Origin of the sequence: Micromonospora sp. WMMC250 (assembly GCF_027460215.1) — a bacterium.
Lineage (GTDB): Bacteria > Actinomycetota > Actinomycetes > Mycobacteriales > Micromonosporaceae > Micromonospora > Micromonospora taraxaci.
In genome coordinates this window covers 816,295-830,126 of record NZ_JAPZBJ010000002.1, presented here as the reverse complement: position 1 = coordinate 830,126, position 13,832 = coordinate 816,295, and the positions used below count along the sequence as shown (strand labels likewise).

14 protein-coding genes are annotated in these 13,832 nt (G+C 72.1%); 9 read left to right on the top strand and 5 right to left on the bottom strand.

Annotated elements, in window-relative coordinates:
* The 3 genes from O3438_RS03165 to O3438_RS03155 are packed head-to-tail and all read right to left on the bottom strand — an operon-like array spanning window position 1 to window position 3,212.
* On the bottom strand, window positions 1-1,356 hold the full coding sequence (locus tag O3438_RS03165) for an MGH1-like glycoside hydrolase domain-containing protein (RefSeq protein WP_442929554.1): 1,356 nt from the start codon (window positions 1,354-1,356) through the stop codon (window positions 1-3).
* Entirely contained in the window at window positions 1,353-2,174 is an 822-nt protein-coding gene (locus O3438_RS03160) for a sugar phosphate isomerase/epimerase family protein (RefSeq protein WP_269678489.1), read from the bottom strand. Before O3438_RS03160 ends, O3438_RS03165 begins: the two co-directional genes overlap by 4 nt.
* Window positions 2,175-3,212, bottom strand: coding sequence for a zinc-dependent alcohol dehydrogenase (locus O3438_RS03155; protein ID WP_269678488.1), 1,038 nt, complete (start codon window positions 3,210-3,212; stop codon window positions 2,175-2,177). It abuts the gene before it with no gap.
* A 115-nt stretch (window positions 3,213-3,327) separates the two neighbouring features.
* Here O3438_RS03155 and O3438_RS03150 point away from each other — a divergent pair, with 115 nt between their 5' ends.
* Genes O3438_RS03150 through O3438_RS03135 form a run of 4 tightly spaced genes read left to right on the top strand, consistent with a single transcriptional unit; the run spans window position 3,328 to window position 7,201 of the window.
* On the top strand, window positions 3,328-4,722 hold the full coding sequence (locus O3438_RS03150) for an ABC transporter substrate-binding protein (protein ID WP_269678487.1): 1,395 nt from the start codon (window positions 3,328-3,330) through the stop codon (window positions 4,720-4,722).
* Window positions 4,719-5,675 carry a carbohydrate ABC transporter permease gene (locus tag O3438_RS03145; RefSeq protein WP_269678486.1) on the top strand — a complete coding sequence of 319 codons (957 nt, stop codon included), beginning with the start codon at window positions 4,719-4,721 and terminating at the stop codon, window positions 5,673-5,675. The genes O3438_RS03150 and O3438_RS03145 overlap by 4 nt, the downstream gene beginning before the upstream one ends.
* Entirely contained in the window at window positions 5,675-6,541 is an 867-nt protein-coding gene (locus tag O3438_RS03140; protein WP_269678485.1) for a carbohydrate ABC transporter permease, read from the top strand. Before O3438_RS03145 ends, O3438_RS03140 begins: the two co-directional genes overlap by 1 nt.
* A 54-nt stretch (window positions 6,542-6,595) precedes the next feature.
* The gene (locus O3438_RS03135) at window positions 6,596-7,201 is read left to right on the top strand and encodes a class I SAM-dependent methyltransferase (RefSeq protein WP_269678484.1); all 606 of its coding nucleotides are present in this window, start codon (window positions 6,596-6,598) and stop codon (window positions 7,199-7,201) included.
* Window positions 7,202-7,327: 126 nt separating this feature from the next.
* Here the strand turns inward: O3438_RS03135 and eccB are convergent, their stop codons facing one another.
* Window positions 7,328-8,704, bottom strand: coding sequence for a type VII secretion protein EccB (gene eccB, locus O3438_RS03130; RefSeq protein WP_269678483.1), 1,377 nt, complete (start codon window positions 8,702-8,704; stop codon window positions 7,328-7,330).
* Between the two features lie 130 nt (window positions 8,705-8,834).
* Between eccB and O3438_RS03125 the strand changes: the two genes are divergently transcribed.
* Both O3438_RS03125 and O3438_RS03120 read left to right on the top strand, forming a co-directional pair.
* A complete protein-coding gene (locus O3438_RS03125; RefSeq protein WP_269678482.1) occupies window positions 8,835-9,554 on the top strand; it encodes a spermidine synthase in 720 nt (239 codons plus the stop codon).
* A gap of 116 nt (window positions 9,555-9,670) precedes the next feature.
* Window positions 9,671-9,847, top strand: coding sequence for a hypothetical protein (locus O3438_RS03120; RefSeq protein WP_167524848.1), 177 nt, complete (start codon window positions 9,671-9,673; stop codon window positions 9,845-9,847).
* A gap of 4 nt (window positions 9,848-9,851) precedes the next feature.
* On the opposite strand, the gene O3438_RS03115 is transcribed toward O3438_RS03120, so the two are convergent.
* Window positions 9,852-11,654 carry an acyl-CoA dehydrogenase gene (locus O3438_RS03115; protein WP_269678481.1) on the bottom strand — a complete coding sequence of 601 codons (1,803 nt, stop codon included), beginning with the start codon at window positions 11,652-11,654 and terminating at the stop codon, window positions 9,852-9,854.
* A gap of 153 nt (window positions 11,655-11,807) precedes the next feature.
* On the opposite strand from O3438_RS03115, the gene O3438_RS03110 reads away from it, so the two are divergent.
* From O3438_RS03110 to O3438_RS03100, 3 genes are all read left to right on the top strand, one after another.
* On the top strand, window positions 11,808-12,224 hold the full coding sequence (locus O3438_RS03110; RefSeq protein WP_269678480.1) for an MmcQ/YjbR family DNA-binding protein: 417 nt from the start codon (window positions 11,808-11,810) through the stop codon (window positions 12,222-12,224).
* A gap of 132 nt (window positions 12,225-12,356) precedes the next feature.
* Window positions 12,357-13,394: an L-dopachrome tautomerase-related protein gene (locus O3438_RS03105; RefSeq protein WP_269678479.1), complete on the top strand. Its 1,038-nt coding sequence runs from the start codon at window positions 12,357-12,359 to the stop codon at window positions 13,392-13,394.
* Window positions 13,395-13,422: 28 nt separating this feature from the next.
* The gene (locus O3438_RS03100) at window positions 13,423-13,803 is read left to right on the top strand and encodes a VOC family protein (RefSeq protein WP_269678478.1); all 381 of its coding nucleotides are present in this window, start codon (window positions 13,423-13,425) and stop codon (window positions 13,801-13,803) included.
* Window positions 13,804-13,832: the final 29 nt, after the last annotated feature.

Sequence of the window (13,832 nt, the reverse complement as noted above, 5' to 3'; positions counted from 1 at the left end):
TCACTCCCTCAGCAGGTCGAGCACCAGCGCTGCGGTCCAGCTGAACGCCGGTGAGCCCAGTCCGACGCCGGTGTCCGGATGGAAGTACTCGTGGCAGCCGGCCCCGGCGACCAGACCGATCATCGAGTGGCGCAGGCCGGCGGCCAGCTCCGGGTGCCCGTGCGTGAGCAGCCCGCGCCGGACCAGCCAACCGATGTTCAGCCAGCTCGGCCCCCGCCAGTAGCGCAGCGGCTCGAAGTCCGGCGCGGTGCGGTCGTAGGTGGGCAACGGCCGCTCCATGTGCCGGGCCACCCCGAAGCGTGCCGACCGGGCCTCGACCACCAGCGCGTCGACCTGTCGGGTCGGCAGGTCGGGCAGGACCAGTGGGGTAAGCCCGAGCACGGTACGGGCGCCGATCAGCCGGCCGGTACGCAGGTCGCGGGGTTGGAACGTACCCGTGGTCGGGTCGTAGAGCCGTCGTACCAGGGCTTCGGTGATCCGGGCCGCGCGGGCCCGGTGCGGCCCGGGGTCGTGCCCGAGGAGCGCGGCGATCTCGGCGAGCGCGTGCTCGGCGGACCCGAAGGCCGCGTTGAACAGCGGACACTCGACCAGGAACGGATGGTCGTCGGCGAGGTGGCGGTCGGCGTAGCCGTGCTCGCGGTAGGCGGCGACGATCGCCAGGTAGCGCGCGTAGTCCAGGTCCGTGGGGCGGTGCGCGGCGTCGGCGTGCGCGGTGTCGTGTCGGCGGTACGCGCGCATCACCGCCGCCTCGGCCGGCACCGCGGCCATCGGAGCGTCCCAGGCGGGGCTGTTGTCCAACCCGGACTCCCACGGGTGCACGACGCAGACGAGTCCGTCACCGGCAACGTCACGCCGGTCGGCCAGGTAGCGCTGCTGGGCGACGAGGGCGGGATAGAGGCGGCGTAGCGCGGCCAGGCCGGCCGCCTCGGGTGCCCGCCGGTACGCCAGCAGCGCGGCGAGCGCGTGCACCGGCGGCTGGACGAGCCCTGACGTGTCCACGGCAGGGGTGCCCTGTGCCTTCGCGCTGCGCCACATCTCCGGGCCCGGGAAGTACGCGCCGACGCGCAGCGTCGGGTTGAACACGATGTGCGGCACCCTCCCGTCGGCCCACTGGGCCCGGAACAGGCTCGCCAACTCCCTCCAGGCCCGTTCGGGGCGGACCTGGGCGAGCCCGATCGCGATGAACGCTGAGTCCCAGCTCCACTGGTGCGGGTAGAGGGTGCGCGACGGCACCGTGTGGTCGTGTTCCCAGTTGGCGTCGAGCGTGTCGACAGCGAGACGGCGCAGCGCGGCCGGTTCGGCGGGGCCGCCGGTGCGGGTGGGGGCGGCGCGTGTCGCCCCGGCGTCGGCGGTCACGCGGCGGCCCGCCGGGGCAGCGCGTGCCGCAGCACCGTGGCGGCCTCCTGAAGGGCCCGGACCGGGTCGCCGCGCAGTCGGCACTCCAGTGCGAGCCAACCCCGGTAGTCCAGCTCCAGCAGGGTCCGTACCAACGCCGGCCAGTCCAGGTGCCCCGCGCCCGGCTGGTGGCGGTTGGAGTCGCTGACCTGTACGTGCCCGAGGTAGGGCGCGGCGGCGCGCAGGGCGCGGTGCACGTCGTCCTCCTCGATGTTCATGTGAAACGTGTCGGCGACCACCCGGACCGAGGGCAGGGCGAGTGCGGCGCAGAGCGCCACCGCCTCGTCGAGACGGTTGACCATGTGGTCCTCGTACCGGTTGAGGGGTTCCAGGAAGAGGGTGACGCCCTCGGCCTGGGCGTGCTCACCCAGTTCGCCGAGGGCGTCGAGGAGGACCTGCCGGTCGCCGGCGGGCGGGCGGGGCGGCTCGAACGGCGGTAGCCGCCGGGAGAACATCCCCCAGGATGCCGGTGTCATCACCCCGACACCGCCCAGCTCGCCGATCACCGAGAGTTGGGAGCGCAGGTTGCGGACGGCGTCGGCGGAACGATCACTGTCGAAGTCGCCGATGAAGTGGTCCATCTCGACGCAGACGGTGGGCATCACCACGCCGGCGGCGCGGGCCCGACGCAGTTCCGGCAGCCGGCGGGCGAACGCGAGGTCACCGCGTCCGCGTAGTTCGATGCCCTGGTAGCCGAGGGCGGTCGCGAGGGCGTACTTCTGGATCAGGTTGGTGCCCGGCAGGAGTTGTTCCTGGCAGGCCAGCGCGATGGTGGTCATCTAGAACCTCAGCACCACTTGGAGGACGTCACCGGCGCCGCGGTCGAGCAGCGCGAGGGCGTCGGCGACGGCGCTGGCGTCGACGATGTGGCTGACCAGCGGCAACGGATCGACGCTGCGGTCGGCCACCAGGTCCATGAAGGTCTGCGCGACCCGGTCCCCGGTCCACCGCCCGGCCATGCTCGGCGCGGGGGTGGGCCCGGAGACCTGGGCGGCCACCAACTGGATGCGGTTGTGGTGGAACTCCTCGCCGAGGCCGAGCGCGTCGGCCTGGCCCTGGTAGAAACCGGCGGCGACGACCCGTCCGGCGTGTGCGGTGGATCGGATCGCCTCGTGCAACGCCGGGTACGCTCCGGACAACTCCAGGCAGACGTCCGCGCCCCGGCCGTCGGTGGCCCGGCGCAGCGCGGCGGCGGCGGATTCGACACGGGCGTCCACTGTGGATGAGGCACCGTATCGCGCGGCGTGGTCCAGCCGGTCGGCCACCGGGTCGACGGCCACCACCCGGGCCCCGGAGAGCACCGCGAGTCGGGTGGCGAGCAGGCCGATGACGCCCTGCCCGAAGACTCCTACCCAGTCGCCGAGGTGCAGGTCGCCGGCGAGCACGGCGGTCAGGGCGATGGCGCCGGGCCGGGCGAAGACCGCGGCGAGCGGGTCCAGCCCGGCGGGGAGCGGACGGACCGCCTCGGCGGCGAGCACGGCCTCGGCCCGGTGCCCCCAGATGCCCCAGACCAGTTGCCCCGGGTGCCGGTCGGTGACCTCCGGCGCCACCTCGACGACCTCGCCGACCTCCTCGTAGCCGAAGCCGATCAGCGGGTAGGGCACCGGCGTCTGTCGGGGGACGAACATCCGGGCGGCGTCGTCCCAGTCCTTGCTGAGCCGGGGATTGCTGCCCCGGTAGAGGGTCAGCTCGGTGCCGGCGGAGATGCCCGAGTAGCAGGTGCGCACACGAACCTGGCCGGGGCCGAGCGGATCCGGGGGGCAGGGCTCGAGGCTGATCCGTCGAGGCCCGGCGAGAGAGACAACCCAATTGACCATGAGTCACATCCCGGTAGCACTGGGCTCCAGGATAGCAAAAAATCGCCATATGTCTTGTCATTGATCAATCGAAGGCGTTGAATCCGTCATGTACCCTTCGAGAGGAGTGCCACCGATGTCAGCACCTCCGAGGCGGATACTCGCCACCACAGTGATCCTGGCACTGACCACGTCCACCCTGCTGGCCTGCGGCGACGACACGTCGGACAGCAACAGCAAGAAGATCACCGTCTGGAGCCTGGAGGACGTCGCCGACCGGGTGACCGCCACCAAGGCGATCATCGCGGACTTCACCGCGAAGACCGGGATCCAGGTAGACCTCGTGACCGTCAACGAGGACCAGTTCCCCTCCCTGATCGCCGCCAACGCCGCCGCCGGCGACCTGCCCGACGTGGTCGGGTCGGTCTCCCTCGCCGGCATCCGTACGCTCGCCGGCAACGAGCTGCTGCACACCTCGGCGAACGCGGAGGTCGTCGACCGGCTGGGCCGGCAGACGTTCTCACCGCGAGCGCTGGAGCTCACGTCCGACAACGGCACACAGCTCTCCGTGCCCAGCGACGGGTGGGGGCAACTGCTCGTCTACCGCAAGGACCTGTTCGCCGCCGCCAACCTGCCCGCCCCCGACACGTACGAGCGGATCACCGCCGCCGCGGCGGCGCTGAACACCGGTGGCGTCGCCGGGATCACCGCGGCGACCGCCCCCAGCGACGTGTTCACCCAACAGACCTTCGAGCACCTGGCGCTGGCCAACGACTGTCAGCTCACCGACGACTCCGGGAAGATCACCCTGGACTCGCCCCAGTGCGTCGAGGCGTTCCGCTTCTACGGCGACCTGATCCGCACCAGCTCGGTGAAGGGCGCGCAGGACGTGGACACCACCCGGGCCACCTACTTCGCCGGCAAGGCCGCCATGGTGATCTGGTCGCCGTTCATCCTCGATGAGCTGGCCGGGCTGCGTAACGACGCCAAGCCGACCTGCCCGCAGTGCCAGGCCGACCCGGGTTTCCTCGCGAAGAACAGCGGGTTCGTCACCGCGATCAAGGGCCCGAACGGCACCGAGCCGGCCCAGTACGGAGAGATCAGCTCCTGGGCCGTGCTGGACGGCGCGGTGACCGAACCGGCGACGTCCTTCGTGGAGTACATGCTCGGCGACGGCTACCCGCGTTGGTTCGGCATGTCCCCCGAGGGCCGCTTCCCGGTCCGCAAGGGCACCCCGGCCGAGCCGGAGGCGTTCCTGACCGCCTGGAACACCAGCCAGGCAGGCGTGGACGCGAAGAGGCCCCTCGCCGACGTGTACGGCGACGAGGTGTTGGCCACGCTGCGCCGCAGCCCGGACACCTTCGGCCGGTGGGGGCTCAGCCAGGGGCAGGGCAAGCTGGTCGGCGCGATGCTCGGGGAGTTGCCGGTGCCCAAGGTGCTGGGCGACCTCGTCTCCGGCAAGTCCGACGCGGCAGCCACCGCCAACCGCGCCAAGAAGGACGTGGACGCGATCAAGGCCGGCGTCAATTGACCACGACCGCGCCCGGCCCCGGCCGCTCCCCCACCCGGGAGCGGCCGGGGCGGACCCGCCGCCGACCGATGACCCTGCGCCGCCGCGAGTCCCGTGCCGGGCTCGGGCTGGTCGCACCGACACTGCTCGTCACGATCGCCGTGATCGGCATCCCGATCGTGTGGACGGTGGTGCTCGCCTTCCAGCGGGTCCGGCTCGCCACCCTGCGCAAGACCGGCCTGTTCGGCGAGTTCACCATGGACAACATCGACCGGGTGCTGCACACCCCCGGGTTCGCCGACACGCTCTGGACCACTGTGGTCTACAGCATCGGCGGCACCGTCGGGTCGATAGCGCTCGGCCTGGTCGCCGCGCTGGTGGTCCGTCGGCCGTTCCGGGGCCGCACCCTGGTCCGGGCGTCCATGCTGCTGCCGTACGTGGCGCCGGTGGTCGCGGTGACCTTCGTCTGGCAGGTGATGCTCGACCCGCAGCTCGGCATCGTCAACGCGTGGGGTCAGCGGCTGCTCGGCTGGGACGCCCCGGTGCCGTTCCTGTCCCAGGAGTCGACAGCGCTGACCACCGTGATCGTGTTCGAGGCGTGGCGGTACTTCCCGTTCGCCTTTCTGTTCCTGCTGGCCCGACTCCAGGCGGTGCCCGGTGAGTTGGAGGAGGCCGCCCGCGTCGACGGGGCCACCCCCACCCAACGCTTCCGACACATCCTGCTGCCGCAACTGCTGTCGGTGATCGCCCTGCTGGGCGTCCTGCGCTTCATCATGACGTTCAACAAGTTCGACGACGTCTACCTGCTCACCGGCGGCGCGGCGGGCACCGAGGTGGTCAGCGTGCGGGTGTACGAGTTCCTCACCGCCCGTACCGACATCGGGGCGGCGGCCGCGCAGGCGGTCGTTCTGGCCGTGGTGCTCATCGTGTTCGTGCTGATCTACCTGCGCTTCTTCGGACGGAGGGTGAGCTGATGGACCGGGACGTCATCGAGACGGTGAGCCTGCGCTGGCTGCGCCGCCTGGTGATCGCCGCGTTCCTGGTGGTCACCGTCTTCCCCTTCTACTACATGCTGGTGCTCTCGGTGCGTCCCATCGAGCGTCTGCTGCTCGACCCGGGCGCACTCGTGGTCGGCTTCGGTGAGCTGACCGTCGCCACGTACGCCGAGGTCCTCAGGGCCACCGACGACGGCGGCCAGGGATTCCTGACCTTCATTCGCAACAGCGGGCTGGTCGCGGTCGCGGCTACCGTGCTCACCCTGCTGGTGGCTATCCCCGGCGCGTATGCGGTGGCCCGGCTGCGGTTCTTCGGCCGACGGCAGGTCGATTTCCTGTTCCTCGCGGTCTACCTGTTCCCGTCGATCGTCATCGCGATCCCCCTGTTCGTGGTCTTCACCCAGGCCGGGCTGCGCGGCTCCCTGTTCGGTCTGGTGCTGGTCTACATCTCGCAGACGTTGCCGGTGTCGGTCTACATGTTGAAGAACTACTTCGAGACGATCCCGGTCAGTCTGGAGGAGTCCGCCGCCATCGACGGGGCCGGTCGGCTGGGCATCATCCGGCGGGTCAGCCTGCCCCTCGCCGCACCATCGATCATGGCGGTCGCCCTGTACGACTTCATGATCGCCTGGAACGAGTTCCTCTTCGCCCTGCTGTTCCTTGTCGACAAGCCCAACCGGTGGACGGTGTCGTTGGGGTTGTCCCTGCTCGCCGACGGGGTGGAGGTCCCCAAGACCGTGCTGATGGCCGGGTCGGTCGTCCTCACGGTGCCCATCGTGATCCTCTTCTTCGCCAGCGAGCGACTACTCACCGAGGGGCTGACCAGCGGCGCGGAGAAGGGATGATCGTCTCGCCCGGGTCAGGCGCCGCTCCCCCACCGGCCCGGTTACGGTGGCCACATGGCCAACCCGACCCGCTGGGCGACCGACACCGGCCCCGAGCACTCACAGTGGTATATCGACCGGTTCCGCAAGCTGGCCGCCGAGGGAGCGGACCTGGCCGGCGAGGCCCGCCTGGTCGACACCCTGGTGGAGCCCGGCTCCCGGATCCTCGACGCCGGCAGCGGCACCGGCCGGGTCGGTGCCGCGCTGGCGGAGCGTGGGCACACGGTGGTGGGGGTCGACGCCGACCCGGCGCTGGTGGCGGCGGCCCGAGCCGACTATCCGGGCCCGACGTGGCTGGTCGCCGACCTCGCCGAGCTGGATCTGCCCGCGCTGGGTGAGTCGGAGCCCTTCGACGCCGCGGTGCTGGCCGGCAACGTCCTCGCCTTCGTCGCCGTCGGCACCGAACCGGAGGTGCTGCGCCGCGTCGCCGGGCACCTGCGACCGGACGGGGTGCTGACAGTGGGCTTCGGCACCGAACGGGGCTACCCGCTGACCGCGTTCGACGCCGACGCGGTGGCGGCCGGGCTGCGCGTGGAGCACCGCTTCGCGACCTGGGACCTGCGCCCGTGGCGCGACGACGCCCCGTTCGCGGTCACCATCCTGCGCCGTCCGGCCGACTGAGCCCCCTCCCGCACGTCGTTGTCCGGCCGGTGATCAAGAGGTTCGCGTCGGGCTCGCCCCACAATCTGACGCAAACCTCTTGATCACCGCCGTCTTGGCGGCGCGGCGCTGGAGGGCTTCGGAGGGTCAGTCTCCGGCGGCGACAGCCCGGGCGGCGGCCGGGTCCAGGGTCGCGCCGGCCGGCACCAGGCTGACCAGACCGGCCGGCAACCGCAACGGACGGACATCGCCGTAGCCGAGCATCGGCAGCACCTCACGGTCGGCCAGCACGTACCGCCGGCCCAGGTCGGTGACCACGGAGACCGCGCCGCCGGTCGCGCCGGGCGCCGCGGCGGCCTCGACGACCGCGCCGCGGCCCGGCTCGACCAGCACATGGTCGGCCAGCACCGCGTCACCGGCCGGCGCGGTCCGCGGAGAAGCCGCCAGGTCCCGCAGCGGTACGCCCCACCGCACCTCACCCACCCCGCCGTCGTCGGCGACGCGGGTGCAGAGCGCCCCGTCGCCGCCGGCCGCCAGCCGGGGCGGGGTCGGCGGCGGGGCGTCCTGGCCGGTCGGCGCGAGGTCGGGCACCGTCGGCAGCGCGGCGAACTGGCCCAGGGTCAGCGGCACCGGCGCGCCCTGCCCGGTGCGGGCCAACAACAACCCCGCCTGCAACTCGGTGATGCCGGCCAGACCGGCGTCGAGGGCCACCGCGTACTGCCGGCCGCCGCCGGAGTTGCTCACCAGGTAGACGGTGCCGACGGCGGTGCCCGGCACCCCGGTGGCGGGCCGGCCCAGCTCCGGCAGGTCGAGCGGGGCGAGGTCGGTGCCGGCCGGCAGCGAGTTGAGCAGGGCGGGTGCCACCGGCACGGCCTGCGCCCGGGTGGTGGCGAGCGCCGCCAGGACCCTGCTCGCATCGCGGACCAGGTAGCGCCGTTGGTGCCAGACCAGGTGCAGCCCGCCGTCGGGGTGGCGCAGCAGCAGTGCCTCGTCCCCCAGCGGTCGACCGCCGTCGGGTTCGGTGCCGATCAGCAGCGCGGAGCGGGGCGCCTCGCCGGCCGGGGCGGTCGAGCAGACCGTCCACGCCGCGGTGGCCAGCCGTCCGGGAGCGGGCAGCGAGTCGGGCGCGTCGGCGATGCCCAGCGGCAGACCACGCGGCACGCCGTCGATGGTGCGTCGGGAGACGAGGACGGTCTTCGACCGGTCCGCGCCGACGATGAGCAGCGCGGAGGCGTAGTTGAGCACCGGGTGCAGCTTCTGCTCGCGGTAGACGAACCGGGCGCCGGACTCCTTCTCCACGATCACCGCGCCCGGGTCGCGCCAGCCCTTGCCGCCGCCGGCGAACAGGCCGTAGAGCGCGAAACCGCCCAGCAGGATCGCCGCGACCAGGACGCTGGCCAGACCGGCGCCGGCCAGCCGCCGAAACGGTGACTGCGCGGGGTCGGTCTCCCGCATGACCAGGGCGGCGACCGCCCGTTGGACGCTGAACTGGTAGGAGTGCAGCTGGTCCTGCCGCGACGGCATGAGGTCCCTTCCGGTGGATCGGCCGGGCACAGGATATGCGCTGCGTCGATGTCCTGCGGACCCTGCGTGGCCGCCCGTGGCAGGGCAACCGGTACCATCCGTGGACGAATCCGGCGGCGAGAGGGCACCCGTGGGCGCGCGTTTCGAGGAGCTGGCCTGGCGGGAGACTCCGATCGGCGCGATCAGCCTGCGCCGACGCCGGGACCCGGCACTGCAGGTCGAGGTGTACGAGGTCAAGCTCGACGACGAATATCTGATGTCCAGCCTCTTCCCGGTCGCGGAGATCGAGCTGGCCCGGTTGGGTCTCGCCGAGGTGGCCGGTGAGTCGGTCGACGTGGTGGTCGGCGGTCTCGGCCTGGGATACACCGCCTGCGCGGCGCTGGGTGATCCCCGGGTGCGTTCGCTGCTGGTGGTGGAGGCCATCGAGGACGTGATCGACTGGCACCGGCGAGGGCTGCTGCCGTTCGCGGCAGGGCTCGCCGAGGACCCGCGGACCCGGTTCGTGCAGGCCGACTTCTTCGCGGCGGTCGCCGGTGACGTCGGCTTCGACTCCGAGGTGCCCGGGAGACGGTTCGACGCGGTCCTGCTCGACGTCGACCACTCCCCGCGCAACGTCCTGCACCCCAGTCACGCCGCGTTCTACCCGCCGGCCGGCCTGCGCCGCCTGGCCGCCCGGCTGCGCCCGGAGGGGGTCTTCGCGCTCTGGTCGGACGACCCGCCGGACGCCGAGTTCACCGAGGCGCTCGGCGAGGTGTTCGCGAGCGTACGGGCGCACGTCGTGCCGTTCGCCAACCCGCTGACCGGCGGCGAGTCGGCCAACACCGTCTACGTGGCGCGTACCGGCCCCTGACCTGCTCGGCGCAGCGGGGCCGGAACCCGAGTCGATCAATCGGCATGGTGTCGGCCGGACGGGGAACGTTGGGACGGGCCGGCCGCACCAGGCGCGGCCGGTTTCGGGAGGTCGAGATGCGTGCGCTGCTCTGGGTCGTCGGCGTTGTCGCCGGTGTGCTGATCCTGCTCGGGTTGATCCTCGAGGCGGTCCGCTGGCTGATCATCATCGGTGTGATCGCGCTGGTGATCGTGATCGTCTGGGGGGTCGTGAAGGGGCGGCAGGCGGTGCAGCACCAGGGCCGACGACGCTGACCCGTCAGAACCAGTCCGGCCGCATGTCGAGCGTGGTGCGGTCCCGGCTGTCCAGCAGGTCGAACTGCGGCCCGGTACGGGGCAGCTCGACCGCGTAGAAGTAGCGGGCCGCCTGTCGCTTGCCGGCGTGGAACGCGTCGCCGGCACCCTCCGGCGGCAGGGCCAGCACCTGCTCCAGCCACATCCACGCGATCACCACGTGCCCGACGGCCTCCAGGTAGGCGCTGGCGTTGGCCAGCGCGAGCACCGGGTCACCGTCGGCCCACAGCCGAGCGGTGACCGAGGTGACCCGGTCGACCGTCTCGGCCAGCCGGTCGGCCAGATCGGCCGCCTCGCCACCGGCCTTGCGGGCGCGCTCGACGGCGTCCTCGATCGTCGTGGTCAACAGAGTGAGACCGGCGCCGCCCTGCATGGTCATCTTGCGCCCCAGCAGATCCAGCGCCTGGATGCCGTGCGTGCCCTCGTGGATCGGGTTGAGCCGGTTGTCCCGGTAGTGCTGCTCCACGTCGTGGTCCCGGGTGTAGCCGGCACCCCCGAGCACCTGGATCGCCAGGTCGTTGGCGGTCAGGCACCACTGCGACGGCCAGCTCTTGGTGATCGGGGTGAGCACGTCCAGCAGCAGGTGGGCACGCTCGCGGTCCGCCTCGGCGGGTGCGGTCCTCTGCTCGTCGAGCAGCCGCGCGCAGTAGAGCACCAGCGCCAGTGCCCCCTCCACGTAGCTCTTCTGCGCCAGCAGCATGCGGCGTACGTCGGGGTGGTCGATGATCGGCACCTGCGGCGTGGCCGGGTCCTTCGCACCGACCGGTCGGCCCTGCGGCCGCTCCTTGGCGTACGCCAGGCTCTTGAGGTAGCCGGTGTAACCGAGCGCGGTGGCGCCCGCCCCGACCCCGATCCGGGCCTCGTTCATCATGTGGAACATCTGCGCCAGACCCTGGTGCGGTGCCCCGACCAGCTGACCGACCGCGCCGGCCCGGCCGCCCGGGGTGTGCCCGCCGTCGCCGAAGCTGAGCAGGGTGTTCGTGGTGCCCCGGAAACCCATCTTGTGGTTGAGCCCGACCAGCGCCACGTCGTTGCGTTCCCCGAGCGACCCGTCCGCGCCGACCAGGACCTTGGGCACGATGAACAGCGAGATGCCCTTCACCCCGGGCGGCGCGCCGGGGATCCGCGCCAGGACCAGGTGCACGATGTTCTCGGCCAGCTCGTGGTCACCACCGGAGATCCACATCTTGGTGCCGAACAGTCGGTAGGAGCCGTCGGCCTGTGGTTCGGCGCGGGTGGTGATGTCGGCCAGCGAGCTGCCGGCGTGCGGCTCGGACAGGCACATGGTGCCGAAGAACCGGCCGTCCAGCATCGGCCGGACGTAGGTGTCCACCTGCTCGGCGCTCCCGTGCGCCAGCAGCAGGTTGGCGTTGCCCAGGGTCAGGAACGGGTACGCCGAGGTGGCCACGTTGGCCGCCTGGAACCAGGCGAAGCAGGCCGCCGCGACCGCGTGCGGCAGTTGCAGGCCGCCGACCGAGGCGTCCAGCCCGGCGCTGAGCAGGCCCGTCTCGGCGAAACTGTCCAGCGCGGCGCGAACCTGCGGGATCAGCCGCACCCGCTGCCCGTCGACTGTGGGCTCGGCGAGGTCGGCTGCCCGGTTGTGCGGGGCGAACTGTTCGGTGGCCACCCGTTCGGCGAGGTCCAGTGCGTCGTCGAACGTCTCCCGGGAGTGCTCCGCGTAGCGGGGACGCTCGACGAGCTGCGACACCCGCAGCCAGTCGTGCAGCAGGAAGTCGAGGTCGCGGCGGGAGAGCAGGGTGGACGGCACGGAACTCCTCAGCGGGGCGCGGGGTGGGACTGCCGGGACGACGGCCCACTGTCGCCCCGGCCCATCCTGACGGATCGTGGGAGCGGGCACCACCGGCGCCGGCGGCGTCGGACGAGCGGGATCTGTCACACCAGGCGGCTAGGGTCGCTGTCCGTGACCGAACCCGGAGATGTCCCGCCCGAGGTCCTCGACCGGCTACGCCCGATCTGTCTCGGCCTGCCGGAGACGTACGAGGAGCCTGCCTGGGTGGGCATCCGCTGGCGGATCCGCAAGCGCACCGTCGCCCACGTGTTCACCGTCGACCCCGCCCGTCAGGTGGTGCACGCGCGGGCCGCCGAGCTCGACCGACCCGCCTGCCTGCTGACCTTCCGCTCACCGCTCGACGAGATCGCCGGGCTGCTGAGCGGCGGTCACCCCTTCTACAAGCCGGACTGGAGTCCGACGGTGATGGGTATGGTCCTGGACGGAGGCGCCGACTGGGTCGAGATCGCGGAGTTGCTCTCCGAGAGCTACCGCATGCTCGCCCCGAAGCGGCTCGCCGCACTGGTCGGCCCACCGGCCCCGACCTGAGCGGGCGGCGGCATCGGGTGACCAGGCGGTTTCGCCCGGCATGCTCCGGGGATACCGCGCTGGGTGGCCGAGGTCAGTCGGGCTCCCCGCTGGAGTGCCGACGACGCCGCAGGGCGGGTGAGGAGCGGGCCGATGTCCACCCTGCCCACCCGGGAGGACCCCCGGCTGACCCCGATCCTCAGCGAGGGTCGGGTGTGCACGGGGGTGACGACTCTGCGAGGACGGGTCTTCCTGAGCTACCCGTCGGCGGACGGGCCCGGCGTCCAGGTGGTGGAGGCCCTCCCGGACGGCCGCCGCAACCCGTACCCGGACGCCGCGTGGAACCGGACGAACCAGCCACCGGACGGCACGTTCGTGCACGTCAACGGGTTGCGCGCCGGCCCGGACGGTCGGCTCTGGATCATCGACTCGGGCACACCGCAGATCGGCGGGAAACAGGTGCCGGGAGGCGCCCGGCTGATCGCGGTCGACCCACACCACGACCGGGTGGACCGCGTCTACCACCTCGGCGAGGCGCTGCACCCCACCAGCTACGTCGACGATGTCCGTTTCAACGGGGCGATCGCGTACCTCAGCGACGCGGGGATGCCCGGCCTTGTCGTGCTCGACCTCGAATCGGGTCGGCTTCGGCGCGTGCTGGACGGACACCCGAGCACCGTGGGCGGTCCGGTGGTCGCCGACGGGCGGGTGCTGCGCGATCCGGACGGCGTCGAGGCGCGCCTGCACGTCGACCAGCTCGAGGTGTCGCCCGACGGTCGCTGGCTCTACTACCAACCGGCCTCCGGTGGGATGTCCCGGATCGACACCCGCTGGTTGGACGACCCGACGGTGTCGGCCGACGGGATCGCCCGACGGGTCGAACGGTGGTGCGACACTCCCAGCACCGGCGGCACGGCGATCGACAACACCGGGACCATCTACCTCAGCGACCTGGAGCACAGGCGCATCCTCACCGTCGCTCCGGACGGCAGCGTGCGTACCCTCGTCGCCGACCCTCGGCTGGTCTGGGTGGACGCGATGTGGCTCGACGCCGAGGCCCGGCTCTGGATGCCGGCGGCCCAGTTGCACCTGACCGCCGGGTTCAACGACGGACGGTCCGCTGTCGACTACCCGGTGCACGTCTACCGGATGCCGGTCGCTGCCGGTCCGCCCCTCCTGGACCACTCCTGAGCTGACGGGCGCCGATAGGCTGCCTCGCATGCATCGAAGTCGCGTCTACGCCCTGCTGATCGACGCCCCCGCGGCGGAGGCCACCCGGGCTGCGGAGTTCTGGTCCGCCGCGCTCGGCGTCAGCACCCGGACCCATCCGGCGGAGCCGCAGTTCGTCGGCCTGCACGAGGCGCTGCCAGGGCTGGTCGCCGCGGTGCAGGCAGTCGACGACGAACCCCGCTTCCACCTCGACATCGAGACCGACGACGTGCCGGCCGAGACCGCGCGGTTGATCGGCCTGGGCGCCACCGAGGTGTCCCGGTGGCTCGAGTGTCGGATCCTGCGGGCGCCCGGCGGTCACCTGCTCTGCGTCTTGCCGGTGGAGAGCCCGCCGGAGCTCTTCGCGGCCGAGGCCCGCACCTGGTCCTGACGGCGTCCGGGCTGTCGGTGGGTGCCGCT